We start from the raw sequence: 24402 nt of genomic DNA, 5'->3' as shown, positions 1-24402 counted from the left end.
TAGGGCGTTGCCGAGTCTCCCGAGTGAAGGAGTTCGTAGATGAACGTCCGTGCCGTGGTCACCGTGACGGCCTGCGCGCTGGCGCTGGGCACCGCGACGGTCCCCGCCCACGCGGTGTCCGCCCATGCCGTGCCCGCCCGCGCCGCGTCCACCCACGCGGTGTCCGCCCACGCCGCCCCGTCGTGCGACTTCGGTCAGCGTGGCCTCACCATCGAGCAGGCGGTCGCGAAGCTCAGCCGGGACGTCCAGCAGAGGTTCAAGACCCACCCGCTCTTCAACTCCTTCAAGCACAAGAAGCTGAGCAGCCTTCCGGCGGGCGTCCGGAAGGATTTCGAGACCGCGTGCAAGAAGAAGAAGTGAGTTCGCCGCCCCGATGAGGGGCGCTGTGCGGAGGGCGGGCGCCGACGGCGTCCGCCCTCCGTGTGTTCGGGGCGCCGGTCGCTCCTCACCCGGACTGGCCGTGAGGTGACAGTGAGGGGTGGGGCGTCGCGCTCGACCGCGACTCCAGGTAGTTGATCTGTTTCTGTGGGTAGTTGTGGGACGTTGTCTGTCTTCCGAGTCGAGGAGTACGGAGATGAACGTCCGTGCCGCGGTCTTCGCGACGGCCTGCGCGCTCGCGCTGGGCGCCGCCGCGACGCCCGCTCAGGCGGAGACCGCCCCCGCAGCGTCGTGCGACTTCAACAGCATCAAGGACAAGACCGTCGAGCAGGTCACGGAGATGATGCCGCCCAGCCTGCGGGATCAGACCCGCAACGACGTGATCTATTCGATCCTCAAGAACCAGCAGATCAAGGAGCTCCCGCTCTACTACCGGGACAAGATCCAGGAAGCGTGCCACTAGCGCGTCATCGCCTCGCCGCCTGGGGGCGCGGAGGGCCTTGCGCGTTCCGGGTGTGGCGTGCGCCGCGCACGCCACGCCCCACCGGCGCATAATTCGTCGATATGTCCCGAATCTCGCCGTTAAGATCCGCCGCATGTCTTGGATGCGACCTCGCAGGGGCGGCGCCGACCCGTCCGGGGAGCGCCTGCCCGACCTGGAGTTCCTCGCGCTGGTGAGGGCGAGCCGCTGAGGTCGTCCTGGGCGACCGCGACCCCCGCCTCCGCCTCCGCTTCCGCTTCCGCTTCCGCTTCCGCCAAGCCTGACCTGCCTCCAGGCATGGCCGATGGCAGGAACAGTCGCCTGGCGGGTGGTGCCGACCTGCGGAAAAGGAGGGGCCCGGCGTGATGCGCCGGGCCCCTCGGCGGTCTCCGGGTCAGACCGCCGAGTCGAAGTTGATCGCGCTGTAGGCGCGCAGCTTGCTCAGCTGGTGCTCGCTGTGGATCGTCCGGATCGTGCCGCTGCGGGAGCGCATCACGAGCGAGCTCGTGCGGGCGCGGCCCTTGCCGAACCGGACGCCGTCGACGAGCTCGCCGTCGGTGATGCCGGTCGCGGCGAAGAAGACGTCGTCGGACGAGACCAGGTCGTCGGTCGTCAGGACGCGGGTGAGGTCGTGCCCGGCCTCGAGGGCCTTCTGCCGCTCGGCCTCGTCCTTCGGCCACAACCGGCCCTGGATCACGCCGCCGAGGGCCTTGATCGCGCAGGCGGCGATGATGCCCTCGGGCGTGCCGCCGATGCCGAGCAGCAGGTCCACGCCGGTGCCGTCGCGGGCGGCCATGATCGCGCCGGCGACGTCGCCGTCCAGGATGAACTTGATCCGCGCGCCGGTCTCCCGGATCTCCTTGACGATGCCCTCGTGCCGCGGACGGTCCAGGATGCAGACCGTCACGTCGTCCACGGCGGAGCCCTTGGCGCGGGCCACGGCGCGGATGTTGTCGGCGATCGGGCGCTCGATGTCCACCGCGTCCGCCGCCTCGGGGCCGGTGACCAGCTTCTCCATGTAGAACACCGCGGACGGGTCGTACATCGAGCCGCGCGGCGCGACGGCGAGGACGGCGATGGCGTTGTTCATGCCGAGCGCGGTCAGGCGGGTGCCGTCCACCGGGTCGACGGCGACGTCGCACTCGGCGCCCGAGCCGTCCCCGACCGCCTCGCCGTTGTAGAGCATCGGGGCGTTGTCCTTCTCGCCCTCGCCGATCACGACGACGCCGCTCATGGACACGGTGTTGATCAGCTGGCGCATGGCGTTCACGGCCGCGCCGTCGGCGCCGTTCTTGTCCCCTCGGCCGACCCAGCGCGCGGCGGCCATCGCCGCCGCCTCGGTCACCCGCGCCAACTCCAGCGCCAGGTTCCGGTCCGGAGCGGCGGGCTCGGTGACGAGGGGAGAGGAGACGATGGTGTCGTCGGACATGGCGAGACGCCCTTTCGGTCGATGGCTCACCCGGATTCTCCGTGGCTACCGCACCGGCGGCCAAATTGGACCAGACCAGAGCGCGGGACGCCCTTGGTCGGGAAGGCCCCTGGTTGGGATCGTCTCCCGCGATCGTCCGGCGTAATCTCTATGCACATGAGCAGCGACATCGACACGACCCCGCCGCGCACCTCGGACCGGGGCGCGGCGACGCGCGGAGCCCTGCTGGCGGCGGCGCGGGACGTGTTCTGTGAGGCGGGCTTCGCCCAGGCCGCGGTCACCGACATCGTCGCCAAGGCGGGGGCCAGCGTCGGCAGCCTCTACCACCACTTCAACGGCAAGGCCGACCTGTACCTCACGCTGTTCGAGGAGTTCCAGGCCCGGCAGCAGGAGCGCACCCGCAAGGCGATCAACGCCGTGCGGGAGGCGGGCGAGGCCGACCCGATGCGGCAGTTCATCGCGGGCGCGGGCGCCTACCTGGACGGCTGCATCGAGGAGCGGGACGTCTCCCGGCTGTTCATCTCCGGCGACGGCCCGCCCGGGTTCGACCGGGTGATGCGGCAGCGGCTCAACAAGTGGGCCCGCCGCAACGCCGCGCTGTTCCACACCGAGGGCGGAGGCGTGGACGAGGCGCTGGTCGTCGTCCTGACCGGGGCCATGGCGGGCGCGGTGTCGGAGGTCTCGCTGAGCGACGACGCCGAGGGATCGCGGCGGCTCGCCGACGACATCATGGCGATCGTGGGCACTATCAGGAACCCCCGTACCGAGCAGCGCCGGCCGTAGGGGATCCTGGTGGGGTGAGCGACGAGAGCCCCGCCCCGACGACGACGTCCGAGCAGCCGCGCCCGTCCGGGGCCCACCCCGAAGGCGACGCGGCCGTGTCCGCGCGCCCGGAGGGAACCGGTCCGGACGCCGCCGCGGCGGGCGCTCAGGGCGCCGGGCAGCCCGCGTCGGTGCAGGTCTCGCCCGGCCTGTACAAGCGGCTGACCACCGGGCTCGCCGGGTTCGCCTCGGCGATCGTGGCGTGCCTGCTGCTGGTCGGGGTGATCTACCTGATCACGCCGCGGTCGAACAAGGAGCTGCTCCCGACGGTCGACTACGGCTCCCAGGCGTGGGCGCTCGCGCACAACGGCCCCTACCAGGCGTGGGGCCCGCAGGGGCTCCCCGCGGGCTGGCGGGCCACCAGCGCGCGGCTGACCGGGCTCGGCGAGAAGGGCCAGCCCGTCCAGTGGCACCTCGGCTTCCTCACGCCGTCCGGGCAGTACGCGGCGCTCGAGGAGAGCAACGAGAAGGCCAAGGACTACGTCCCCCGGATGACCAACAGCAAGGCCGCGACCGGCACCAGGGCCGTGTCCGGGATCACCTGGGACACCTACTTCCGCCGCGACAAGAAGGCCAACTCGCTCGCCCGCACCCTGCCGGACGGCGTGAGCATCGTGGTCGTCGGCACCGCGAGCTACGACGAGCTGGCCGTCCTGGCCGCCGCCCTGAAGCCGCTGGACAAGAACGGCACCAGCGTCGTGACGCCCGCCCCCACGCAACGCTCCTGAGCGGTCGCCGGAACCGGCTCCTGAGCGACCGCCGGGACGGGCTCCTGAGCGAGCGTCAGAACGGGGCCGCCGCGTCGGACGCGTCGCCGGTGTCGGCGGCCTCGGCGTTCATGGCGGCGGTCAGGCGGGCGCGCGCGCCCTCCAGCCACTCCTCGCAGACGGCGGCCAGTTTCTCGCCGCGTTCCCAGAGGTTCAGCGACTCCTCCAGGGTGAGGCCGCCGGCCTCCAGCTTCCGGACGACCTCGGTCAGCTCGTCCCGGGCCTGCTCATAGCTCTGTTCCGTCTTCGCTTCCGCCACGCGTCCAGCCTAGGGGCAGCCGGGGACGGCTCGGCGGATTCAGTTGCGGGGTCCCCAGCCCCAGGTGTCGGAGAGCAGGTCGTGGACGTAGACGGCCTCGCTGTGGCCGGGGCCGTCGTAGATGCCGGGCGCGGGGGTCTCCGCGGGGCCGTTCGTGGGGTAGTCCGCCCCGTTCGAGAAGTCGTGGATCCCGAACTGGCACACCCCGTTCCAGTCGACGATGGGGTTGGCGCGCATGTAGTCGTGGCCGCCGTGCAGCTCGGTGAACTCCACCGCGGCGCAGCGCCCGGTCGGCCCCACGGTCGTGGGGGAGACGCTCGCGTGGGCGGGCGCGACCAGGGCCAGGGACGCCACGGCGCAGGTTCCGGCCGCCAGGGCCGTCCGGCGAGTCCAGCGCAGTACGGACATTCCGTCCTCCTCGGAGCAGAAGGTGATCTGTGGTCCGTGACCACATTCGCCTACTTGCGCAAACGTTCCAAGATCTCGAGAAGGCCGGAAGTGGCTACGGCCAGGCCGGAGGCGGCCAGTGGTGCCCGTGCCCGCCGGGGTTTCGGACTCAGGACAGGTCGCGTTCGGTGACGGTCACGCCCAGGCGTCCCTCGGCCAGCCGGACGACGAGGGCCTCGCCGTCCTCGACGGACTTGGCGTCCCGGACGACCCCGTCGTCCTCGCGCTGGACGATCGCGTAGCCGCGCGCCAGGGTCGCGGCGGGGGACAGGGCCAGCAACCGCGCGCGCGTGTGGGAGAGCTGGTCGGACGAGCGGTCCAGCGCGGACGCGAGGCACCGGCGGGTGCGGTCGCGCAGCGCCTCGACGCGCTCGGCCTGCCGCTCGATCTCGCGGACCGGGTCGGCCAGCGCCGGACGGGAGCGCATCGCCGACAGCCAGTGCAGCTCGCGTTCGACCCCGCCGACCAGGACGCGCCGCCCCCGGTCCCGCAGCTGGCGGACGAGCTGGAGCTGCTCGCGGACGTCCGGGACGACCCGCTTGGCGGCGTCGGTCGGGGTGGAGGCGCGCAGATCGGCGACCAGGTCGAGGAGCGGGCTGTCCTGCTCGTGGCCGATCGCGCTGACGACCGGGGTGCGGGCTGCGGCGACGGCCCGGATCAGCGCCTCGTCCGAGAAGGGGAGGAGGTCCTCCATGGAGCCGCCGCCGCGCGTGATGACGATCACGTCGACGTGCGGGTCGGCGTCGAGCTCGCGCAGCGCGTCCATGACCTGCGGGACGGCGTTGCTCCCCTGCACGGCGGTGTTCCGGACGGTGAACTCGACGGCGGGCCAGCGCCGCCGGGCGTTCTGGAGGACGTCGTGCTCGGCGTCGGAGTCGCGTCCGCAGATCAGTCCGACGCGTCCGGGCAGGAAGGGCAACGGGCGCTTGCGCTCGGGCCGGAACAGGCCCTCGGACGCCAGCAGCTGCTTGAGCCGCTCCAGCCGGGCTAGCAGCTCGCCGACGCCGACGGGCCGGACCTCGATCGCGCTCAGCGAGAAGCGTCCGCGGTTGACCCAGAAGTCCGGTTTGCAGTGGATCACCACGCGGGCTCCGTCGGTGACGGCGGGCCCGGCGGCGGCGAAGGTCTCGCGGCGGCCGACGACCGGGACCGACATGTTCGCCACCGGATCGCGAAGCGTGACGTAAACCGTGCCGCCTCGCGCGTTGAGTTCGGTGATCTGCCCCTCGACCCAGATCCTTCCGAGCCGTCCGATCCAGCCGCCGACCGCTGAAAGCACCGTCCGGACCGGTACGGGGGACTCCGCCGAGGTCTCCATCGCCATGTCGGCAGCCTAGGCGGTTCCGAGGCGGCACGATGCAGGTCACCACCGGGTTGAAAAGTTAGCCATACTAACTTAGTATGGCTAAGTAATAGAGGAGAGACCGATGCAGTCCGACCGCGAGCTCGCCGAGGAGCTGAACACCCGGCTCCGCGAGATGGTGCTGATGATGCGCCGCGTCAACGCCGACCAGGCCGTCACCAGCCAGCAGGCGTCGGTGCTCGGCTCGCTGGAGGGCGGGCCTCGCCGGATGACCGAGCTGGCCGCCGAGCACGGCGTGAAACTGCCGACCATGACCGCGCTGGTCAACCGGCTGGAGCGGGACGGCCTGGTCGTCCGCGGCCGGGACGCCTCCGACGCGCGCGTCGTCACCGCCGGGATCACCCCGGAGGGGTGCGTCCAGCTCCACCGCGTCCGGGAGCGCCGCATCGGGATCCTCGTCCAGCGGTTCGCTGAACTGTCCGAGCAGGAGCGGCGGACCCTGACCGCCGCCCTTCCCCTGCTCGGACGGCTGTTCGCCGATCCCGACCGTCCGGCGCCCGCCGCCTGAGCCCGGCGCGTCCGGCGCGCGAGGCGGGGAGGGGCCGTCCCCCGAAAGGTAGGTTCCATGAACGCAGAGCCAGCGGAGACCGCGCACCGGCGCCCCGAACGGGCCGGTCTCCTCCGGCAGCCGATGTCGGTCTGGGCCACGGCCTTCGCCGCCGTGGTCGCCTTCATGGGCATCGGCCTGGTCGACCCGATCCTCCCCGCCATCGCCGAGAACCTGCGCGCGACGCCCAGCCAGGTGTCGCTGCTGTTCACCAGCTACTTCCTGATCACCGCCGTCGCGATGCTCGTCACCGGCTGGGTGTCCAGCCGGATCGGCGGGAAGCGGACGCTGATGATCGGGCTCGTCCTGGTCGTGGTGTTCGCCGCGCTCGCCGGGACGTCCGACACCGTCGGTCAGCTCGTCGGGTTCCGCGCGGGCTGGGGGCTCGGCAACGCGCTGTTCGTCGCGACCGCCCTCGCCGTGATCGTCGGCGCCGCGTCCGGCGGGGCCGAGTCGGCGATCATCCTCTACGAGGCCGCGCTCGGCATCGGCATCTCGCTCGGCCCGCTCCTCGGCGCGCTGCTCGGCGACATGAACTGGCGCTTCCCGTTCTTCGGGACGGCCCTGCTGATGGCCGTCGGGTTCCTGCTGATCACGACCCTGCTGAAGCCGACGCCGAAGCCCGCCGTCCCGACCCCGCTGTCCGCGCCGATCCGCGCGCTCGGCCACGGCGGCCTGTCGACCACGGCGTTCACCGCGCTGTTCTACAACTACGCGTTCTTCACCGTCCTGGCCTGGACGCCGTTCGTCCTGCACATGGACGCGCACGGCATCGGCCTGGTGTTCTTCGGCTGGGGCGTGATGGTCGCGCTGTCGTCGGTGTTCGCCGCACCCGCCCTGCAGCGCCGGATCGGGACCGTCCGGGTCATGCACCTGGCACTGGCCCTGCTCATCGTGTTCCAGCTCGGCCTGGCCACCCTCGGGCACAACGGGATCATCGTCAGCACGATCCTGTCCGGCATCCCGATCGGGCTGAACAACACCGCCTTCACCGAGGCGGCGATGGAGGTCTCCGACAGTCCCCGTCCGGTCGCGTCCGCGGGGTACAACTTCGTCCGGTGGCTCGGCGGCGCGCTCGCGCCCTACTTCGGCAGCAGGCTCGCCGAGCGGTTCAGCGCCTCGACCCCGTACTACGTGGGCGCGCTGTGCTGCGCGGTCGCGATCGGGATCCTGGTCGTCCGGAGGCGGCACCTGGCGTCGCTGGAGCGCGTCGACATCGACCACGCCTTCCAGGACGAGCCCCTCCCCGCCGAGGCGTGAGGACCGGCCCCCCTCCGGCCCTCGCATATGGAAGGACGGCCCCGGAACCTCCGGGGCCGTCCTCCGTCAGGCCGGGGCCTCGCGCCAGGCTGGACGGTTCGCCGCGGCCCAGCGGGTCGCGGGGACGAACGCGACGGCCGTCACCAGGAAGATCCCGCCGAAGACGAGCCAGCCGTCCATGCCGTGGCGCAGCGCGGTCTGCGTGACGACCAGCGGCCCGAGCAGCGCCCCGGCCGCGAAGCCGCTGTTGAAGACGCCCTGGTAGACGCCGTGCGCGTGCTCGTCCGCCAGTTCGTAGCTGAGCGCCCAGCTCCCCGCCGCGTAGAGCACCTCGCCGACCGTCTGGAGGGCGAGCGCGCCCAGGATCAGGAGCGACGCCGTCCACGGGTCCGGGCCTTTGGACAGGCCGAACAGCAGGCAGCCGACCGCCATGAGCGTCCCGGCGCGCAGGCACGCGCGGGCCGCGACGCGCGGGTCCTCGGCGCCACGGCTCATCCGCACCTGCAACGCGATGACCAGGGCCGTGTTCAGCACCAGGCAGGCCGAGACGAGCAGGCGCGGCGCGTGCGTCTCGCGCGTCACCCACAGCGGGACGCCGACCTCGAGGATGCCCTGCTGCAGCACCAGCACCCCGCTCAGGACCGTGATGACCAGGTACGGGACGTCGGTCAGCGCGCGGAAGCCGCCCCCGCCGGACGTCGCGTCCCGCGCCGGACGCTCCGCCGGGACCCGCGTCAGCAGCAGCGCCGCCCCGAGGAACGTCACCGCGTTGAGCACCACGATCGTCCGGTAGGCGGCCGGGGTGTCCACGACCAGCGCGACGGACGCCAGCGCCGCCCCGATGCCGACGCCGCCGTTGGTCGCCATCCGCAGGAACGCCCGGCCGGGCATCCGCAGCTCGGCGGGCAGCGCCTGCCCGACCAGCGCGTTCCGCACGGCCGTCGCGCCCCGGTCCAGGAAGGTGACGCCGCAGATCAGCGGCACCGCGGCCCAGAACGAATGGACCTGCGTGTACCCGAGGACCAGCACCCCCTCCGCGCCCAGGAGCGCCACCACCGTCGGACGCGCCCCGAGCCGGTCGGCGACGCGTCCCATCGGCACCCCGGACGCGATGCCGAACACCCCGCCCAACGCCAGCGCGAAGCCGACCTGGGACGGCGACATCCCGACCACGCGGGTGAAAAGCAGGGCGCTGATGGTCATGAACAGGCCGTTGCCGAGCGTGTTGACCAGCATCGCCGCGAACAGCACCCGGAGGACCGGGTTGCGCGCCAGGCTCGCCATGCTCGTGGACGGGGGACCGGCGGACGGAGGGGCCGGGGACGGCGGGCCAGGGGACCCGGGGGAGGGCGTCGTCATGCGTCCCATCCCAGCCGTGCGGCCCGGCGACGCGGAATGGATTTAGGCTTTTCCTCAATGTATGAGTTCAGGCTCGGCGTCCAGGACCTCGCCGAGACGTCCTTCGCGATGTCGCCGTTGTACGAGCTGACCTTCAGCCTCCGTCCGCGCACGTTCCCCTCGTGGCATCCCGAGCACCTGTCGTGGGTGCGGGAGACGGCCGCCGCCTACGCCCGTCTCGACACCGAGCTGCTGGACGTCCTGAACGCGCCGCACGGCTGGATCCCCGACTTCCTCACCCCGCGCCCGACCGGCATCGTCACCGAGATCGCCGACGACCTCGCCGTGCTGCGGAGGACGCCGCCGGACGTCGTCCGGCGCGACATCGTCGTGGCGTACCGGCACGTCCCGGTCCCGCCGGTGCTGGGCGGCGACCCGGCCGCCGTCCTCGACCGGATCTGCAGGGCGTACGAGGCGTACTGGGAGGCCTGCGTCGAGCCCTACTGGGCGCGGATGCGGGCCGTCCTGGAGGCCGATCTCGTGCACCGCGCGCGACGCCTGGCCTTCGGCGGCGCCGCCGCCCTGTTCGCCGAGCTGGACGACCGGGTCAGCTGGGAGCCGGGCCTCGTCCGGCTCGTCATCCGGGCCGGGCTCGCGCCCGAACGCGTCGTGGACGTCGCCGGACGCGGGCTCGTCCTCGTGCCCTGCCTGTTCCTGCGCGGCGCGCTCACCATGATCGACGAGGACCTCCCGCCGCTGATCTCCTACCCCGCGCGCGGACGCGGCGCCGTCTGGGACGACACCGTCCCCGCGGGCCCGGCCGCGCTCGTCGGGCTCGTCGGCGCGCGCCGCGCGAAACTGCTGGTCATGCTGGCCTCCCCGGCGTCCACGACCGACCTGGCCCGGCGGCTCGGCGTCACGCCGGGCGCGGTCAGCCACCACCTGACCGCCCTGCGCGCGAGCGGCCTCCTGAACCGCACCCGCGAGGGACGGTCCGTCCTCTACATGCGCAGCCCCCTCGGCGACCAACTCGTCCGCTGACCCCGCCCGGCGGCCAGCGAGCCCGCCCCGGCGGCCAATGAACGCGCTCGCGGCCGACGAATCCGTCAGGCGGTCAATGCCCACGCCCAGCGGTCAATGAACCCGTCAGGCGGCCGGGCCGGTCGCCGTGGACGGGCGGCCCATGACGGACGGGCGCGTCGCGACGGCCCAGCGGGTCGCCGGGACGAACGCGACGGCCGTCGCCAGGAAGATCCCGCCGAGGACCAGCCACCCGGTCAGGCCGAACCGCAGGCCCGTCTGGGTCACGGCGAGCGGGCCCAGCACCAGCCCGGCGGCGAAGCCGGTGTTGAAAACGCCCTGGTAGACGCCCTGCGCCCGCTCGTCCGCCAGGTCGAAACCGAGCGCCCAGCTACCGGCCGCCCCCAGCATCTCGCCGACCGTCATGACCGCGACCGCGGCCAGCACGAGCAGCGTCGCGGTCCACGCGGGAAGGCCCTTGGACAGGCCCAGCAGGACGCAGCCGACCGCGATCAGCGTCCCGGCGCGCAGCGCCATGCGGGCCGCCCTACCCGGATCGTCGGATCCCTTGCTCAGCCTGACCTGCAACAGGACGACCATGACCGTGTTCAGCAGCATGGCGGCCGAGATCAGCGCCCGGGGCGCGTGCGTCTGGTGCGTCACCCACAGCGGGAGGCCGATCTCCAGGACGCCCTGCAGCATGACCAGCGCGCCCGCCAGCGCGGTGATCACCACGTAGGGGACGTCGGTGAGCGCGCCGAAGCCCCGGCCGTCGGCCCGCTCGCCGCCCGGCGCGGGCTCCAGCGCGGGCACCCTGAGCAGCAGGAGCGCCGCGATCACGAAGGTCACGGCGTCCGCCACCACGACCGTCCGGTACGCGGCGGGCGTGTCGGCGACGAGCGCGAGGGAGGCGAGGACGGCGCCCAGCGAGATGCCGACGTTGGTCACCGACCGCAGGAACGCCCGTCCCTTCACCCGCTGGTCCGGCGGCAGGGCCTTGGCGATCAGCGCGCCGCGCACCGCGCTCTCGCCCCGGTCCACGAACATGACGGCGCAGATCAGCGGAAGGGCCGTCCAGAACGAGTGGACCTGGGTGTAGCCGAGGACGAGCACCGCCTCGACGGCCAGGAGCGCCACCACGGTCGGACGCGCCCCGAATCGGTCGGCGACCCGGCCCAGCGGGATGCCCGCCAGGATGCCGCACACGCCGCCCAGCGCGAGCGCGAGGCCGACCTGGGACGCCGTCATGCCGACGACCCGGGTGAACAGCAGCGCGCCGGTCGTCATGAGCAGGCCGTTGCCGAGCGTGTTGACCAGCGTCACGGCCGAGAGCGCGCGGATCACGGGATGCCCGGCGGCGTCCGCCAGGCTGCGAGGGAGGGTGATCGTCATGCGGCCCATCCCAGCTCCGCGGAGTGCCCCGGGTGAAAGGATTTACCCTGGGGGGCAATGTACGAGTTCAGGTTGGGCGTCCAGGACCTCGCCGAGACGTCCTTCGGGATGTCGCCGCTGCTCGAGCTGGTGTTCAGCCTGCGGCCCCGGATTTTTCCCGCGCGGCACCCCGAGCACCTGCCATGGGTCCGGGAGACCGCCGCCGCCTACTCCGCCCTCGACACCGAGGTGCTGAACGCGCTGTTCGCCCCGCACGGCTGGAACCCGGACTTCCTCGGCCCGCGCCCGGACGGCATCGTCACCGATCTCGCGTCCGACCTCGCCCTCCTGCGGACGACGCCCCCGGACGTCGTCCGGCGGGACATCGCCGCCGCGTACCGGCACGACGTGGACGCCGCGTACCGGGGAGTCCCCATCCCGCCCGCCCTGACCGGCGACCCCTCGGCCGTCCTCGAACGGATCTGCGCCGCGCTCGAGGCGTACTGGGACGCCTGCATCGAGCCCTACTGGCCGCGTATGCGCGCCGTCCTGGAGGCCGACCTTGCCCACCGTGCCCGCCGCCTCACGCTCGGCGGCGCGGCGGCCCTGTTCGCCGAGTTGGACGACCGGGTCACCTGGACGCCCGGCCGCGTCCGGGTGGTGATCCCAGGCGACACCGCGCGCAAAGTCGTCGTGGACGTCGCCGGGCGCGGGCTCGTCCTCGTCCCGGGCCTGTTCCTGCGCGGCGCGATCACCATGATCGACGAGGACCTCCCGCCGCTGATCTCCTATCCCGCGCGCGGACGCGGCGCCGTCTGGGACCAGGCGGTCCCCGAAGGCGCCGCCGCGCTCACCGAACTGCTCGGCGCGCCCCGCACGCGTCTCCTGATCATGCTGGCGTCCCCGGCGTCCACCACGGAGCTCGCGCGGCGGCTCGGCGTCACGCCGGGCGGGATCAGCCGCCACCTCACGGCCCTGCACGCCTGCGGCCTGCTGAACCGCACCCGCGCCGGACGGTCCGTCCTCTACATGCGCAGCCCGGTGGGCGATCAACTCGTCCGCTGAACGCGCCGGAACGCCACCGCCGCGACCCCGAACACCACACCCCCGACGGCGAACATCACGTCCGTGGCCGAGGCGGCGAACCGCGCCCAGGCCGTCGGATGCGGGCTCCCGTAGACCTCTTCCGTCGTCAGCCCGGTCAGCCCGTCAGGCAGGACGCCCACCGCGCGGACGACCGTGTCGGCGACCCCGCTGATCCCGCGCGCGCTGAGCAGCACGCACCCGATCCACGCGCCCGTCGCCAGCATCCACCAGGGCACCTTGCGTCCCCACGACTGGACGAGCGCCAGCGGCAGGACGACCCCGACCGCGACCATGACGAACACGATCACCTCGAACGCCGTCGCCACCACCCGCGCGGCCCCGTGATGGTCGGACGGATCGGGCGAGTTGAGCCCCGTGACGGCCCAGACCACATGCCAGGCCAGGAAGACCAGCACCCACCCGAACGCCGTGTACCCCGTCACGCGGTTGACCCGGACGGCGGCGGGACCGCCGGACGGCGCGGCGCGAAAGACCCTCATGCCGCCCACGATCACAGCGGCCCGGGCCGTCCGCCTCCCCCCGGCGGGTGATCATCATCCCCCGTGGGAGGGAACCCGCGGAGACCCACGTCGGGGGCCCGAACACGCGTCGAGGCCCGTCCGAATCCAGGTTCGGACGGGCCTCGAGAGCGTTTCGGTCAGTGCGAGCCGTTGAGCTTGGAGATCCGGTTCTCGTACATGCGGACGATCTCCGGACGCGCCTTGTGCGCGCGCTCGTACTCGCGCAGCAGCCTGACCTGGTCGGCCGTCAGGCCGCGCAGGCGGGCGCGGAGCTGCGGAAGCGTCGCCGAGTCGTAGTCCGGCACCGGCAACTCCTCGGCCTTCGCCCCCTCGGCCTCAGCAGCGGGCTTGGCCGCAGGCTTCGCCTCAGCCTTGGGCGCGGGCTTCGTCTCCGCCTTGGGCTCCGGCGTCGCCTCGGCCTTCGGCTTCGGTGCGGCGGCCTTGGGCTCCGGCTTCGGCGTCGCCTCGGTGCGGTCGGCGGCCGGAGTGGCGGGCTTGGCGTCGGCGGGCTCCGGCGCGGGACGGGGAGCGGCGGCGGGCTTGCCCACCGAGATCTCCTTGTCACGCGGCGCCGGACGCTCGGCCGGGCGCTCGGCGGTCCGCGCCGCCGGACGCGCTGCCGGACGGGGCGTCGTGCGGGTGCGGGCCGTGCGTGGGGCGGGCTCGGGCTCCTCGTCCGCTCCGCGGACCCGCTCGACCACTGTGCCGACCACGGACACCGCCGTGTGCTGGACGTCGTGGCGGAGCCGTCCGAGCACCGGCTTCACCCCGGCGCCCTCGGTGATCTCCTTGTAGTCCCGGGTCACCCGGTCGCTCAGCAGCAGGGCCCGGCCGACGCCGAACATGGCCAGCCGGACGGCGTGCAGCGGAAGGTCGCGGACCTGCTCGCCGACGGTCTCCCGGACCTGCTCCCTGAGGCGGCGCGGTGATCTCGTCATCGTTGTCACTCCTCCTGCCGCCCCCGCCGGCCAGGCCGGGGGCCGGTGGCCGGTCGGGCGCGCACGTGCGGGGCGTCGGCTGGGGCACGCCGTCTGTCCATCCCAACTCTGCCCCATTACCGCGATAACGGTCACCCGGCTACTGGAATTCCGTCCAAGAAAGCCCGTGGGGTGGGTCACAGTGCGGGCTTCACCGGGGCCTCTCCCGCACCGGGTCCGCCGGGCGGGGCAGGTCGGCCCGGTCCCGCGGTGAGGGTTCGGTGCCGGGGCCGTGCGGGTCCCGTGGAGCCGGTCCGGGGCGCGTGGGACGGCTCGTACGATAGGGGCATGACCTCCACCAGTCAGCGCCGTGTCCTGCTCGCCAAGCCGCGCGGCTACTGCGCCGGCGTCGACCGGGCCGTCCAGGCGGTCGAGATCGCCCTGGAGAAGTACGGGGCGCCGGTCTACGTGCGCAAGCAGATCGTCCACAACGTGCACGTCGTCCGGACGCTCGAGGAGCGCGGCGCGATCTTCGTGGACGAGACCGAGGAGGTCCCCGAGGGCGCGATCGTGGTGTTCTCCGCGCACGGCGTCGCCCCCGTGGTGCACGACGAGGCGGCCGGCCGGAACCTGCGCACCATCGACGCGACGTGCCCGCTGGTGACCAAGGTCCACAAGGAGGCCGTCCGGTTCGCCAAGGACGACTACGACATCCTCCTGATCGGCCACGAGGGCCACGAGGAGGTCATCGGCACCACCGGCGAGGCCCCCGACCACATCCACCTCGTGGACGGCCCGGACGACGTCGCCAACGTGACCGTCCGCGACCCGGAGAAGGTCGCCTGGCTGTCCCAGACCACCCTGTCGGTGGACGAGACGATCGCGACGGTCGACAAGCTGCGCGAGCGCTTCCCCAAGCTGATGGACCCGCCGTCCGACGACATCTGCTACGCCACCCAGAACCGCCAGGTCGCGGTGAAGCAGATGGCCGCGCGGTCCCAGCTGGTGATCGTCGTCGGCTCGACCAACTCGTCCAACTCGGTGCGGCTGGTCGAGGTCGCCAAGGAGCACGGCGCCGACGACGCCCACCTGGTCGACTACCCCGAGCAGATCGACGAGTCCTGGCTGGAGGGCGTCGACACGGTCGGCGTCACCTCCGGCGCGTCGGTGCCCGACGAGCTGGTGCAGGGCGTCCTCGCCTGGCTGGCCGAGCGCGGCTACGGCGAGGTCGAGGAGATCGAGTCCGTCCCGGAGAGCATGCGCTTCGCCCTCCCGCACGAGCTCCGCAAGGACCTCCGCCTCCCCGTGGAAGCGATCTGACCGACCCGCGAGAGCGCCCTCTCGCCCCGCGAACGGGCGCTCGGCCGGGAAGCACCCGCCCGCCCCTCCGGAACCGGCCTGGTCGAACTGGCCAAGCGGGAACGGGCCGGTCGAACCGGCCTGGCGGGGACGGTTTGGCTGAAGTGGCCTAGCTAGTCGACGTCGCCGTGGGGGAGGGGACGGTTCGCCGGTTCCTCCCAGCGGACGGGGTCGACGTCGTCGTCCTCGGCGAGGGTGCGTCCCCGGGCCAGGCGAACGCGCATGTCGCGCAGGGCCCCGGGCAGGCCGCGCGGGATCGCGATGCCGAGCGCCAGCAGGGTGCCGAGGAACAGCCACGGCGCGATCCCGGCCAGCGCGCTCAGCATGCCCAGGGACATCGTCCGGCTGAGCGGACCGCTGTCGGCGGCCAGCTCGGCGACCACGGTCGCGGCGAAGCACGCCAGCGGCGGGCTCACCACCAGCGTCGGCAGATCGGCCGCGCGGGTCAGCAGCGCGGCGAGCACGCAGCCCGCGACGAACAGGCCCCCGGCCAGCAGCGAGACGTCGACCCAGCGCGCCAGCAGCGCCCCGAGCAGGGCGGCGGCGAGGATGAGCGCCACGCCGCCGCGTCCGGTGAGGGTGACTGGGCCGGAGGGCCCGGCGGACCGGGACGACCGGGACGACCGGCGCGAGGAGGCGTTCTGCCGCACTGGACCCCCAGGCCCCGGTGAGACGCCGTCCGGCGCCTCACGAACCGTCGAAGTACTCATTGCCACCTCTCTCGCCGATCGTGTTGATCAGGGATGGCCCGTCCGCCGAAACCTACCGCTTCCGCGGCCGGGGCGGGGTGCGCGCGCACTTCGGCGCCCTCGCCGGAACCGGCCCCGTCGCCGTTTTCGGGACCGTTCCGAGGGCCCTGTCCAGGGCCGTTCGCGGGTTCGGTGAACTCGGCGGCGGACAGGGGGCGCGGAGCGTCCTCGACGGGCGCCGGGGCCTCCAGGCGGTCCTCCACGACGCCCAGCTCGTTCAGCCGCCGCGCGGACACCAGGACGCGGGTCTCCAGCGAGCCGACCGTCCGGTTGTAGGCGCGGACGGCCCCGGTGAGGGACCGGCCCAGCTCGTCCACGTGGCGGCCCATGGTGCCGAGCCGTTCGTACAGCTCCTTGCCGAGGTCGAACACCGCGCGCGCGTTGCGCGAGAGGGCCTCCTGCTGCCACGCGTACGACGCCGTGCGCAGCATGGTGATGAGCGTGGTCGGCGTGGCGATGTGGACGCGCCGCCGCATCGCGTACTCCAGCAGCGCGGGATCGCGGTCGAGCGCGGGCGCGAGGAACGCCTCGCCGGGGACGAACAGCACGACGAACTCGGGCGCCGGGCTGAACGCCTGCCAGTAGGTCTTCGCGGCGAGCCGGTCCACGTGGTCGCGGATGTGCCGCGCGTGCGCGTCGAGCCGGTCGCGCTCGTCGGACGCGTCGCCGGTCGAGGCGGCCTCCAGGTAGGCGGCGAGGGAGACCTTGCTGTCCACGATGATGTTCTTGCCGCCCGCCAGCCGGACGACCAGATCCGGCCGCACGGTGCCGTCCTCGGTGGTCGCGGACGCCTGCTCGTCGAAGTCGCAGTGGTGGGTCATCCCGGCCAGCTCGACCACGCGGCGGAGCTGCAGCTCGCCCCAGCGTCCGCGCGCCTCGGGCCGCTGGAGCGCGCGCACGAGGGCGCGCGTCTCGGTGCGCAGCTGGTCGCCGCTCTGCCGGACGAACTCGACCTGCTTGGCGAGCATCGCGTGCGACTCGCGGCGTCCGGTCTCGACCTCGCGGAGCTGCTCCTCGACCTTGGCGAGGGTCTCGCGCAGCGGCGCGACCAGGTGCTCGACGGCCTGCTTGCGGCGGTCCAGCTCGCCCGCGGCCTCGGCCCCGGCGACCTTGAGCCGGGCGTCCGCCAGCTCCAGGAACCGCTGGTTGGACGCGTCCAGGGCCTTGGCGGAGAGGTTCTCGAAGTGCTCGGCCATGCGCTCCTCGGCGTAGGCGAGCTTCTCCTCGGCCGCCTTCGCGCGTGCGATCAGGGCCCCCTGCCGGCCGGTGGCGAGGGCGTATCCGACCACCACGCCGAGGACGGCCCCGAGGAGCAGACCGGTGAGCAGGGCGAGATCCATCCGTCAATCGTGACAGCGGAGCCGGGACGCGCGAGCGCGACGCGCCGGGCCGCGGGCGAGCGGGGTCCGGGATGTCCGGACTATTAGACTCATTGTGTACTTAGGTCTGTGACGTCCCCGCGAGGAGTGGCCATGCCGCCCGCCCCCGACTCCGCCCCGGCCCCCTCCCCTTCCTCGGCCCGGCGGACCGTCCGGCCCGTCGCGTCCACCAGGGCCCAGCGGAGCGTCGCCCGCTCCCTCTCGCTGGAGCCCGGCGGGCCGCCGAGCCTCCAGGCGCGCGTGGCGAACAAGGTCATCCGCATGGTCCTCCGGTCGTTCTGGGAGGGCAGCCCGCAGACCGACGCCGGTCTGCTGCGGGTGCAGCGGGCCACCGCCCTGCTGGCCTACGCCCAGAGCAACCCGCGAGCCGTCTCGTTCGTACCGCAGGACCTGGGGACGTGCACGGCCGAGTGGACGCGCGCGGGAGCCCCCGACGAGGACAAGGTCTTCCTCTACCTGCACGGCGGCGGCTACTTCTTCGGTGGGCCGCGCCTGTACAGGCCGTTCAGCTGGCGCCTGTCGGCCGCCACCGGACGGGTCGCCCTGACCCTGGACTATCGGCTCGTCCCTCAGCACACCCCTGCGGACGCCCTGGAGGACGCGGTCACGGCCTACGAGTTCCTGCTGGCGCGCGGTTACAGACCCGAGAACATCGCGGTCGGGGGCGATTCGGCCGGTGGCCACCTCGCCATGGCCCTGCTGCTCGCGCTGAAGCAGCGGGAACTGCCGCTCCCCGAGGCCGCGGTGTGCCTGTCCCCATGGGTCGACCTCCTGTGCGGTGCCGAATCGCACCGGACGAACGAACGCACCGACTGCCTCATCCCGGCCAAGCACCTCGCCTGGCTCGGACGCGCCTACTGCGACGGCAAACTGGACGACGACCCGCTCCACGCTCCTGCGCGCGCGGACCTGACGGGCCTGCCGCCCATGCTGTTCGTGGCGTCCAGCACAGAGATCCTCCGGGACGACACACGCGACGCGCATGAGCGAGCCCTCGCCGCCGGTGTGAAAAGCGTCTACCAGGAATGGGACGGCCTCGCGCACGTCTTCCCGGTGTTCTCCGAGTACGTCCCCGAGGGCAGGGCCGCCTTCCGCCACATCGCCGAGTTCCTCGCCAACGCGGGCGCGTGACCGAGCGTCCGCGCGGGCCCATAAACTTGCGGCCGTGAGCCTCTCCATCGGAATCGTGGGACTGCCCAACGTCGGCAAGTCCACCCTGTTCAACGCGCTGACCAAGAACGACGCGCTGGCCGCGAACTACCCCTTCGCGACCATCGAGCCCAACGTCGGCGTGGTCGGGGTGCCGGACCCCCGGCTGGAGAGGCTGGCGGAGATCTACGGGTCCGCCAAGATCCTCCCGGCCACGATGGAGTTCGTGGACATCGCGGGCATCGTCAAGGGCGCGTCCGAGGGCCAGGGCCTGGGCAACAAGTTCCTCGCCAACATCCGCGAGACGAGCGCGATCTGCCAGGTCATCCGCGCCTTCGAGGACCCGGACGTCACGCACGTCGACGGCGACGTCGCCCCCTCCCGGGACATCGAGACGATCAACACCGAGCTGATCCTCGCCGACCTCCAGACGATCGAGAAGGCCCTGCCGCGCCTGGAGAAGGAGGCGCGCACCAAGAAGGACAAGGACCAGCTCGCCGTCGTGGACGCCGTCCAGAACGCGCAGAAGATCCTGAACGAGGGCGTCACCCTGTTCGCCGGCGCGGACAAGGCGGGCATCGAGCTGGGCCTGCTGCGCGAGCTGCACCTGCTCACCGCCAAGCCGTTCCTCTACGTCTTCAACCTGGACGAGGAGGAGCTCGCCGACGAGGCCCTGCGGACCCGGCTGCGCGAGCTGGTCGCGCCCGCCGAGGCGATCTTCCTGGACGCCAAGATCGAGGCCGAGCTGATCGAGCTGCCCGACGACGAGGCGCTGGAGCTGCTGCAGGGCATGGGCCAGGAGGAGTCCGGCCTGTCGCAGCTGGTCCGGATCGGCTTCGACACCCTCGGCCTGCAGACCTACCTGACCGCCGGTCCCAAGGAGACCCGCGCCTGGACGATCCCCAAGGGCGCGACCGCTCCGGAGGCCGCCGGCGTCATCCACACCGACTTCCAGCGCGGCTTCATCAAGGCCGAGATCGTCTCCTTCGACGACCTCGCCGCCGCCGGAACCATGGCGACGGCCCGCACCCAGGGCAAGGTGCGCATGGAGGGCAAGGAGTACGTCATGCAGGACGGCGACGTCGTGGAGTTCCGCTTCAACGTCTGACCGTCCCCTGGGCGCGCCGTGGGCGCGTCGTGGGCACGCGGTGGGGCTGCCTTGGGGGTGGCCTCAGGGGTGGATTGACCTTGCCGGGGCGTCCGGGTTCCCGTGGTGTGGCGGGATGGCCATCTCGGACATATTGGTACAAAAACGGAAGTCCGTCATCGGGATCGGTCCCGGCGGCGGACGGTGGCGCACGGGAGTGGACGGACCCCTTCGGGTGGTTCCGTCCACTCCCGTTCGTGTTCGGGTCGTCCCTCCTGCGTGCACGGGGTATCCCGTAGAACGCCCAGGTGATGCGCTCTGTCGTGAACCGGACACGATGACGGGTTTCCCGTCAGGAGATTTCGGTAGTCGATCTTCAGACGTCACCAAGCACCTCCCGTACCGGGGTGCTTGTCCGAAACGGGGTGTCGCGCGCCGTTCGGAGTCGGCGATACGGGATCGTCACCGTTTGGCAATCTTCCCCGTTCCTGCTGAGGTGGATTGCATTATCCACAACCGCGCGCCGGGACTGTGCTTCCCCGCGATGCGCTGGAACAATTGACGCTCGTGGTTACGCTGGGCCCGAGGTGGGTTCGGAATGGCCCACATCGGCAGGGATCAGGCACACACAGAGCGCGCCGACCGACGGACGGCGCGAGCGGAGGCAGGATGGCTCGCAGGTCGGCCGTGGCAGACGGCCACCAGCCCGCCGGCGTCGACGGCGCCGGACCGTCCGAGCACGCCCTCGGGCCGGCCGACGACCCCTGGGAGGCGGCGTCCGGCCGCCGGTCCCGGCGCGGCGGCGGCTCCGCGCGCGGCGGCCGCTGGGGCGGTTCCGGGGGCCGCTGGTGGGTGTGGCTCGGCCGCGCCGTGCTCTGGGCCCTGATCATCGTGATCCTGGTGAACGGCGTGCGCGCGCCGTTCGAGCGGTTCACCGCGAAGGGCACCCCGTCCGCTGGCGGGTCCGGCTCGTCCGCCCACGGCTTCCCCACGACCGCGGCCGGGGCGTTCGCGCTCCAGTTCGCGCACGTGTACCTGAACTACGATCCGCGCACCGCCGAGGCGCGCGCCCAGCAATTGAAGGCGTTCGTTCCGGAGGGCGCGTCCGCGCAATTCGGCTGGAACAATGTCGGCCAGTTGCAGCTCACCTCCGCCCAGGTCGCGGGAGTGGACGTCCGCGACGCCGACAATGCCATCGTCACCGTTGTCGCCGGCACGCAGGGCAAGTGGTTCCGGCTCGCCGTCCCGGTCTACTCCAAGAACGGTGCGATGGTCGTCTCCGCGCGGCCGGCGCTGCTTCCCCCGCCCGCGAAGGCCGGCCTCCCCGCCGCCGGCGTCCGCGACCGCGACGGCGCCCTCGAATCCGAGCTCACCTCGGTCATGGCCGCGTTCTTCTCCGCATACGCGCGCAGCGACCAGACGGCGCTGCAGCGCTTCTCGGACGGCCCCCCGATCCGAGGGCTCGCCGATTCGGTCACCTTCGTGCAGGTCAGGGAGATCATCGCACCCCAGGGCGCGGTCGACGCCCGCACCGTCACCGTCACCGTCGGCTGGCAGATGCCCGCCGCGGGCGGCGCCGTCGGCGGCGAGCTCGACCAGACCTACGACCTGTCCATGGTGAAGAAGAACGGCACCTGGTACGTGCACGACATTCGTGGCACGGCCCAACCGAACGCATCATGAAAGTCCCCGACGTGACCCTCGTAAAAGAACCGACCTCAGCCGAACCAGGAAGGTAAGCAGTCGATGCTGCACCACCTCATGGCGTCGATTCCCGACCAGATTCTGGCGGCGCCCGCGAACAACGACCAACTCCGGACGGACCAGCTCGCGGACTGGCTGCGCCAGATCTTCGGGCCGCTCTTCCTGGTGATCGTCTCCATTGTCGCCATCTTCTTTCTGTTCACCCGGGAGATCACCCGCTTCGTCCAGTTCATCGTGCTGGCCGTCGCGATCGGCGTCGTCTTCTACGTCCCGAACATCATCGAGACCACCGCGAAGGCGATCGCCAAGGCGCTGGGGGTGAACCTGACCTAGTCCCGCCAGGACGGTCCCGGGCCCGCGCGGTCCGGGGCCCGGGAGGCGACACCGTGCCCAGCGCAGTCAAAGGGGAGTAGGGGCGTGGATCTACCCACGTACACGAACATCTGGCGCATCGAGAAGCGGCTGTACAAGCTGTACGACCTGCGGCTGCCCATGCCGCTGCCGCTGGTCCAGATCGGTGTGTTCGCCGGGGTGTTCATCCCGTGGATCCTGATGCTGCGGCTGGTCGGCATCCCGTTCAAGACCCCCTGGCACGTCCTCTACATCGTCCCCCCGGGGCTGCTGACCTGGCTCGCGACGCGTCCGGTCATCGAGGGCAAGCGGCTCACCGAGCTGCTGCTCTCGCACTCGCGCTACCTCTCCGAGCCCCGCACCTGGTGCCGCCTGACCCCGATCCGCGAGCCCCGCGAGGTCGTCGTCGTCGGACGCGTCTGGCGCCGCGCCGACCACGCCGCCGAACGCGCCGCCATCAAGGCCGCCCGCCGGTCGCGCAAGTCCCGTCCCCAGGTCGAAGAGGCCGCGCCCGCGGCGCCGCCGGTCAGCGTCCCCGCCGGCCTGACCCGACGCCTTCCGTCCCACGCCCCGTCCCTCAACGAGGCGCCAAGGGAACCCGCGTTCGCCGAACCCGCCTTCCCCCAGACCTCGTCCGTGCCCGTGGCCGAGGCGAGTCCGCGCTCGTCCGCGGACGCCGATGTCCGTGTCGCAGGCGTCGCGCCGCACTTCGACCACCCGCCCGCAACCCCCCGGCTGGAATCACCAACTGCCCAGAACTCCGGCAAGCGCGCCCTGGCCTCCGGCATCCGCCGCCCAGGCGCCCCCGCCGACTTCTGGGACACCGTCACCCAGAACCTCCCGCAACACCCGTCCGAGCCGACCGCCGAGGTCGACGCGTCCGGGCCTGACCAGGCTCCGGGCATCCCGCCCCAGGTCGCCGACGGCCCTCCGTCCATGTTCGGCCAGGCCCGCCGCCGCGCCACCCCGACCCGTCCCGACGTCCCGGGCACCCCCAGCCCGAACGCACCAGCACGCGGCCTCGAGCGCGGCCCCCGCCCGAACACCCCAGCGGAAGCACCCGAGACCACGGCACCCGCACGTCCGCAAGCTGCGGCACCGGGTGGACTCACACACGCACCTCGCACGAACACTCCGGCGGACACGTCCGCTCAGGGAGCGCCCGAGCCCACGCGTGCGCCTGCAACCGACGCGACGGAGAACGCAAGCGCCCCGCAGCGCGAGCACGCTCAAGCGCCGACGCCGCCCGCGCGCCCGCGCACAACGCAACCAGGCCCAGGCGCCCTCCAACGCGCCCCCCGTCCGAACACGCCCGGTCCCCAGCGCGAGGCGAGCACGGAAACCCCGGCGTTGCCCGTCCCTCCCCCCGCTGCGCAAACCCAGCCCAGCGCCCCCGGCCCCAACACGGGAACGGACACGTCCGCGCGCCGGGGGACACGCGAGCCGGAGCACACACCAGCAACCAACGAACTCGCACCGCCAGTGCCCCCGCAGGCTGCCGAGGCCCCCACCTCCTCCACGAACGCGCCCGAAGCTGCAACCGCTCCGGAGCCTTCGCACGAATCCCAGCGTCGGGCTGGCGCGGACGTGCCTTCTCCAGGCCCTCGCACCGCGCAACCGGGAGCCCGTGGCCCCGAACAAGACCCGCACACGACTCACGAAGCCGACACGTCCTTGCCGCAGAGTCCGCGCGGGCACGACCGATCGGCGGGTTCGGACCTGCCTTCCGGTTCACGTACCGCGCAAGTCGGGGCGAGTGGCACCGAGGAGCGCGCGAACGCGGAAGCGGACACGTCCGCTACTCAGGGCGCGCCCAAGCATGAGCTCTCCGCCAGCGCCGATGCGGTTGCTCCGCCAGCGGCGGCCGACCTGGACCGCGAGTCTGGTGCGAGCGCGCCGGAAGGCGCGTCCGCGCACGAGGAGCCCCAAGAGTCCGGCCGCCTGGCGGGTGCAGACGTGCCTGCGGGCTCTGGCACCAGGCAACCGGAGGCTGGTGGCCTGGAGCCGGGCTCACGCGTGACTGCGGAAGCAAACACGGCACAGGAACCACGCGAGGCAGAACGCGTGCCGGATGCGCTGGCACCGCAGGGAGCGCGCGAGGACGAGCGTCCGGCGGGTTCACAGGTTCCTGCGGGCACTGGGCGATCGGCGGGTGATGGCCTGGGGCGGGGCTCGCGCGGGAGTGCGGAGGCTGACGCGGGGCAGGAGGTGGAGGCCGAACGGTCGGCGGAGGCGTTCCCGTCACAGGGCGTTGAGGACGCTCCGCGTGGGCCTCGGGTTGGGCAGGCTGCGGGTGAGGTTGCGGTGCCTGCGCGGCCGGTGGTGCGGCGGGATGTTGCGGCGGCGGGACGTGGGCCCGCCGAATCGGCGCGGCACGGTGGTGAGTCGGGGCCCGAGCGCGTGGCTCAGGGGGATGGCTCGTCGGACTCGTCCGCAGCGCGGGACATGGGTGCGCCTGAGCGGCGTTTGGGAGTGCCTGCGTCGTTCGCGCGTCCTGAGGACACGGACGCTGGTGAGGCCGCTTGGGCGGAGGCCCTGCGGGACGGGGCGGAGGCGTCTTCGGTGCGAGGGCGTGAGGGGGAGCGTTCGGAGCAGGTGTCTGGCACCCGCCCGGATGT

General features: G+C 72.5%; 24 protein-coding genes and 1 pseudogene. 14 read left to right on the top strand and 11 right to left on the bottom strand.

Annotated elements, in window-relative coordinates:
• Window positions 1-39: 39 nt before the first annotated feature.
• Window positions 40-360: a hypothetical protein gene (locus P696_RS0121975; RefSeq protein ID WP_026414025.1), complete on the top strand. Its 321-nt coding sequence runs from the start codon at window positions 40-42 to the stop codon at window positions 358-360.
• Between the two features lie 214 nt (window positions 361-574).
• The gene (locus P696_RS0121970; RefSeq protein ID WP_026414024.1) at window positions 575-841 is read left to right on the top strand and encodes a hypothetical protein; all 267 of its coding nucleotides are present in this window, start codon (window positions 575-577) and stop codon (window positions 839-841) included.
• A gap of 412 nt (window positions 842-1253) precedes the next feature.
• Here P696_RS0121970 and glpX read toward each other — a convergent pair whose 3' ends face one another.
• On the bottom strand, window positions 1254-2288 hold the full coding sequence (glpX, locus tag P696_RS0121965) for a class II fructose-bisphosphatase (protein WP_026414023.1): 1035 nt from the start codon (window positions 2286-2288) through the stop codon (window positions 1254-1256).
• 156 nt (window positions 2289-2444) lie between these two features.
• Between glpX and P696_RS0121960 the strand changes: the two genes are divergently transcribed.
• Window positions 2445-3071 (top strand): TetR/AcrR family transcriptional regulator, encoded by a 627-nt coding sequence (locus P696_RS0121960; protein ID WP_026414022.1) that lies wholly within the window; start codon window positions 2445-2447, stop codon window positions 3069-3071.
• 14 nt (window positions 3072-3085) lie between these two features.
• Window positions 3086-3838: a DUF4245 domain-containing protein gene (locus tag P696_RS0121955; RefSeq protein WP_026414021.1), complete on the top strand. Its 753-nt coding sequence runs from the start codon at window positions 3086-3088 to the stop codon at window positions 3836-3838.
• Window positions 3839-3893: 55 nt separating this feature from the next.
• Here P696_RS0121955 and P696_RS0121950 read toward each other — a convergent pair whose 3' ends face one another.
• The 3 genes from P696_RS0121950 to xseA all read right to left on the bottom strand — a co-directional run bounded on the left by P696_RS0121950 (window position 3894) and on the right by xseA (window position 5907).
• On the bottom strand, window positions 3894-4136 hold the full coding sequence (locus P696_RS0121950; protein WP_026414020.1) for an exodeoxyribonuclease VII small subunit: 243 nt from the start codon (window positions 4134-4136) through the stop codon (window positions 3894-3896).
• A 39-nt stretch (window positions 4137-4175) separates the two neighbouring features.
• Entirely contained in the window at window positions 4176-4544 is a 369-nt protein-coding gene (locus tag P696_RS0121945; protein ID WP_026414019.1) for a hypothetical protein, read from the bottom strand.
• Between the two features lie 148 nt (window positions 4545-4692).
• Window positions 4693-5907: an exodeoxyribonuclease VII large subunit gene (gene xseA / locus P696_RS0121940; protein WP_026414018.1), complete on the bottom strand. Its 1215-nt coding sequence runs from the start codon at window positions 5905-5907 to the stop codon at window positions 4693-4695.
• A 103-nt stretch (window positions 5908-6010) separates the two neighbouring features.
• Here xseA and P696_RS0121935 point away from each other — a divergent pair, with 103 nt between their 5' ends.
• Together P696_RS0121935 and P696_RS47230 are read left to right on the top strand one after the other, a co-directional pair.
• A complete protein-coding gene (locus P696_RS0121935; protein WP_026414017.1) occupies window positions 6011-6454 on the top strand; it encodes a MarR family winged helix-turn-helix transcriptional regulator in 444 nt (147 codons plus the stop codon).
• Between the two features lie 57 nt (window positions 6455-6511).
• Window positions 6512-7753, top strand: a complete 1242-nt coding sequence (locus P696_RS47230) for an MFS transporter (protein WP_084337926.1) — start codon at window positions 6512-6514, stop codon at window positions 7751-7753.
• Between the two features lie 66 nt (window positions 7754-7819).
• Here P696_RS47230 and P696_RS0121925 read toward each other — a convergent pair whose 3' ends face one another.
• On the bottom strand, window positions 7820-9112 hold the full coding sequence (locus P696_RS0121925) for an MFS transporter (protein WP_170026544.1): 1293 nt from the start codon (window positions 9110-9112) through the stop codon (window positions 7820-7822).
• 57 nt (window positions 9113-9169) lie between these two features.
• Between P696_RS0121925 and P696_RS0121920 the strand changes: the two genes are divergently transcribed.
• Complete coding sequence (locus P696_RS0121920; protein ID WP_026414015.1) at window positions 9170-10132, top strand: ArsR/SmtB family transcription factor; 963 nt, start codon at window positions 9170-9172, stop codon at window positions 10130-10132.
• Window positions 10133-10237: 105 nt separating this feature from the next.
• On the opposite strand, the gene P696_RS47225 is transcribed toward P696_RS0121920, so the two are convergent.
• Window positions 10238-11503 (bottom strand): MFS transporter, encoded by a 1266-nt coding sequence (locus tag P696_RS47225; RefSeq protein ID WP_051467979.1) that lies wholly within the window; start codon window positions 11501-11503, stop codon window positions 10238-10240.
• A 57-nt stretch (window positions 11504-11560) separates the two neighbouring features.
• Here P696_RS47225 and P696_RS0121910 point away from each other — a divergent pair, with 57 nt between their 5' ends.
• The gene (locus P696_RS0121910) at window positions 11561-12547 is read left to right on the top strand and encodes an ArsR/SmtB family transcription factor (protein ID WP_026414014.1); all 987 of its coding nucleotides are present in this window, start codon (window positions 11561-11563) and stop codon (window positions 12545-12547) included.
• Here P696_RS0121910 and P696_RS0121905 read toward each other — a convergent pair.
• Window positions 12532-13068, bottom strand: a complete 537-nt coding sequence (locus P696_RS0121905) for a hypothetical protein (protein WP_157429840.1) — start codon at window positions 13066-13068, stop codon at window positions 12532-12534. The two genes, P696_RS0121910 and P696_RS0121905, sit on opposite strands and share 16 nt — an antisense overlap.
• Window positions 13069-13226: 158 nt before the next feature.
• Complete coding sequence (locus tag P696_RS52780; RefSeq protein ID WP_051467978.1) at window positions 13227-14027, bottom strand: DUF8129 domain-containing protein; 801 nt, start codon at window positions 14025-14027, stop codon at window positions 13227-13229.
• A 327-nt stretch (window positions 14028-14354) separates the two neighbouring features.
• Here P696_RS52780 and P696_RS0121895 point away from each other — a divergent pair, with 327 nt between their 5' ends.
• A complete protein-coding gene (locus P696_RS0121895) occupies window positions 14355-15326 on the top strand; it encodes a 4-hydroxy-3-methylbut-2-enyl diphosphate reductase (protein WP_026414012.1) in 972 nt (323 codons plus the stop codon).
• A gap of 152 nt (window positions 15327-15478) precedes the next feature.
• Here P696_RS0121895 and P696_RS47215 read toward each other — a convergent pair whose 3' ends face one another.
• Together P696_RS47215 and P696_RS0121885 are read right to left on the bottom strand one after the other, a co-directional pair.
• Window positions 15479-16015 (bottom strand): DUF6542 domain-containing protein, encoded by a 537-nt coding sequence (locus P696_RS47215; RefSeq protein WP_051467977.1) that lies wholly within the window; start codon window positions 16013-16015, stop codon window positions 15479-15481.
• A gap of 56 nt (window positions 16016-16071) precedes the next feature.
• Window positions 16072-17454: a DNA recombination protein RmuC gene (locus tag P696_RS0121885; protein ID WP_026414011.1), complete on the bottom strand. Its 1383-nt coding sequence runs from the start codon at window positions 17452-17454 to the stop codon at window positions 16072-16074.
• Between the two features lie 132 nt (window positions 17455-17586).
• Here P696_RS0121885 and P696_RS47210 point away from each other — a divergent pair, with 132 nt between their 5' ends.
• From P696_RS47210 to P696_RS59385, 5 genes and pseudogenes are all read left to right on the top strand, one after another.
• Window positions 17587-18624, top strand: coding sequence for an alpha/beta hydrolase (locus P696_RS47210; RefSeq protein ID WP_051467976.1), 1038 nt, complete (start codon window positions 17587-17589; stop codon window positions 18622-18624).
• Window positions 18625-18658: 34 nt separating this feature from the next.
• Window positions 18659-19750: a redox-regulated ATPase YchF gene (gene ychF, locus P696_RS0121875; protein WP_026414010.1), complete on the top strand. Its 1092-nt coding sequence runs from the start codon at window positions 18659-18661 to the stop codon at window positions 19748-19750.
• A 648-nt stretch (window positions 19751-20398) separates the two neighbouring features.
• Complete coding sequence (locus tag P696_RS0121870) at window positions 20399-21412, top strand: conjugal transfer protein (protein ID WP_026414009.1); 1014 nt, start codon at window positions 20399-20401, stop codon at window positions 21410-21412.
• Between the two features lie 63 nt (window positions 21413-21475).
• The gene (locus P696_RS0121865; RefSeq protein ID WP_026414008.1) at window positions 21476-21766 is read left to right on the top strand and encodes a hypothetical protein; all 291 of its coding nucleotides are present in this window, start codon (window positions 21476-21478) and stop codon (window positions 21764-21766) included.
• 84 nt (window positions 21767-21850) lie between these two features.
• Window positions 21851-22144 (top strand): annotated as a pseudogene (locus tag P696_RS59385) (conjugal transfer protein); the annotation flags it as partial.
• A gap of 1881 nt (window positions 22145-24025) precedes the next feature.
• Here P696_RS59385 and P696_RS58840 read toward each other — a convergent pair.
• On the bottom strand, window positions 24026-24160 hold the full coding sequence (locus P696_RS58840; RefSeq protein WP_281174975.1) for a hypothetical protein: 135 nt from the start codon (window positions 24158-24160) through the stop codon (window positions 24026-24028).
• Window positions 24161-24402 lie beyond the last annotated feature (242 nt).

Origin of the sequence: Actinomadura oligospora ATCC 43269, assembly GCF_000518265.1 — a bacterium.
GTDB classification, from domain to species: Bacteria; Actinomycetota; Actinomycetes; order Streptosporangiales; family Streptosporangiaceae; genus Spirillospora; species Spirillospora oligospora.
Note: the sequence above shows the minus strand (reverse complement) of the source record. Positions and strands in the feature narration are given on the sequence as shown.

Coding starts and splice junctions, on each gene's coding strand:
- P696_RS0121905 (WP_157429840.1), bottom strand. CDS start 13,068: ATGAGGGTCTTTCGCGCCGCGCCGTCCGGCGGTCCCGCCGCCGTCCGG.
- P696_RS0121970 (WP_026414024.1), top strand. CDS start 575: ATGAACGTCCGTGCCGCGGTCTTCGCGACGGCCTGCGCGCTCGCGCTG.
- P696_RS0121935 (WP_026414017.1), top strand. CDS start 6,011: ATGCAGTCCGACCGCGAGCTCGCCGAGGAGCTGAACACCCGGCTCCGC.
- P696_RS47225 (WP_051467979.1), bottom strand. CDS start 11,503: ATGACGATCACCCTCCCTCGCAGCCTGGCGGACGCCGCCGGGCATCCC.
- P696_RS0121920 (WP_026414015.1), top strand. CDS start 9,170: ATGTATGAGTTCAGGCTCGGCGTCCAGGACCTCGCCGAGACGTCCTTC.
- P696_RS0121895 (WP_026414012.1), top strand. CDS start 14,355: ATGACCTCCACCAGTCAGCGCCGTGTCCTGCTCGCCAAGCCGCGCGGC.
- P696_RS47210 (WP_051467976.1), top strand. CDS start 17,587: ATGCCGCCCGCCCCCGACTCCGCCCCGGCCCCCTCCCCTTCCTCGGCC.
- glpX (WP_026414023.1), bottom strand. CDS start 2,288: ATGTCCGACGACACCATCGTCTCCTCTCCCCTCGTCACCGAGCCCGCC.
- P696_RS0121945 (WP_026414019.1), bottom strand. CDS start 4,544: ATGTCCGTACTGCGCTGGACTCGCCGGACGGCCCTGGCGGCCGGAACC.
- xseA (WP_026414018.1), bottom strand. CDS start 5,907: ATGGCGATGGAGACCTCGGCGGAGTCCCCCGTACCGGTCCGGACGGTG.
- P696_RS47230 (WP_084337926.1), top strand. CDS start 6,512: ATGAACGCAGAGCCAGCGGAGACCGCGCACCGGCGCCCCGAACGGGCC.
- P696_RS0121925 (WP_170026544.1), bottom strand. CDS start 9,112: ATGACGACGCCCTCCCCCGGGTCCCCTGGCCCGCCGTCCCCGGCCCCT.
- P696_RS0121870 (WP_026414009.1), top strand. CDS start 20,399: ATGGCTCGCAGGTCGGCCGTGGCAGACGGCCACCAGCCCGCCGGCGTC.
- P696_RS0121865 (WP_026414008.1), top strand. CDS start 21,476: ATGCTGCACCACCTCATGGCGTCGATTCCCGACCAGATTCTGGCGGCG.
- P696_RS52780 (WP_051467978.1), bottom strand. CDS start 14,027: ATGACGAGATCACCGCGCCGCCTCAGGGAGCAGGTCCGGGAGACCGTC.
- P696_RS0121975 (WP_026414025.1), top strand. CDS start 40: ATGAACGTCCGTGCCGTGGTCACCGTGACGGCCTGCGCGCTGGCGCTG.
- P696_RS0121885 (WP_026414011.1), bottom strand. CDS start 17,454: ATGGATCTCGCCCTGCTCACCGGTCTGCTCCTCGGGGCCGTCCTCGGC.
- P696_RS0121960 (WP_026414022.1), top strand. CDS start 2,445: ATGAGCAGCGACATCGACACGACCCCGCCGCGCACCTCGGACCGGGGC.
- P696_RS0121910 (WP_026414014.1), top strand. CDS start 11,561: ATGTACGAGTTCAGGTTGGGCGTCCAGGACCTCGCCGAGACGTCCTTC.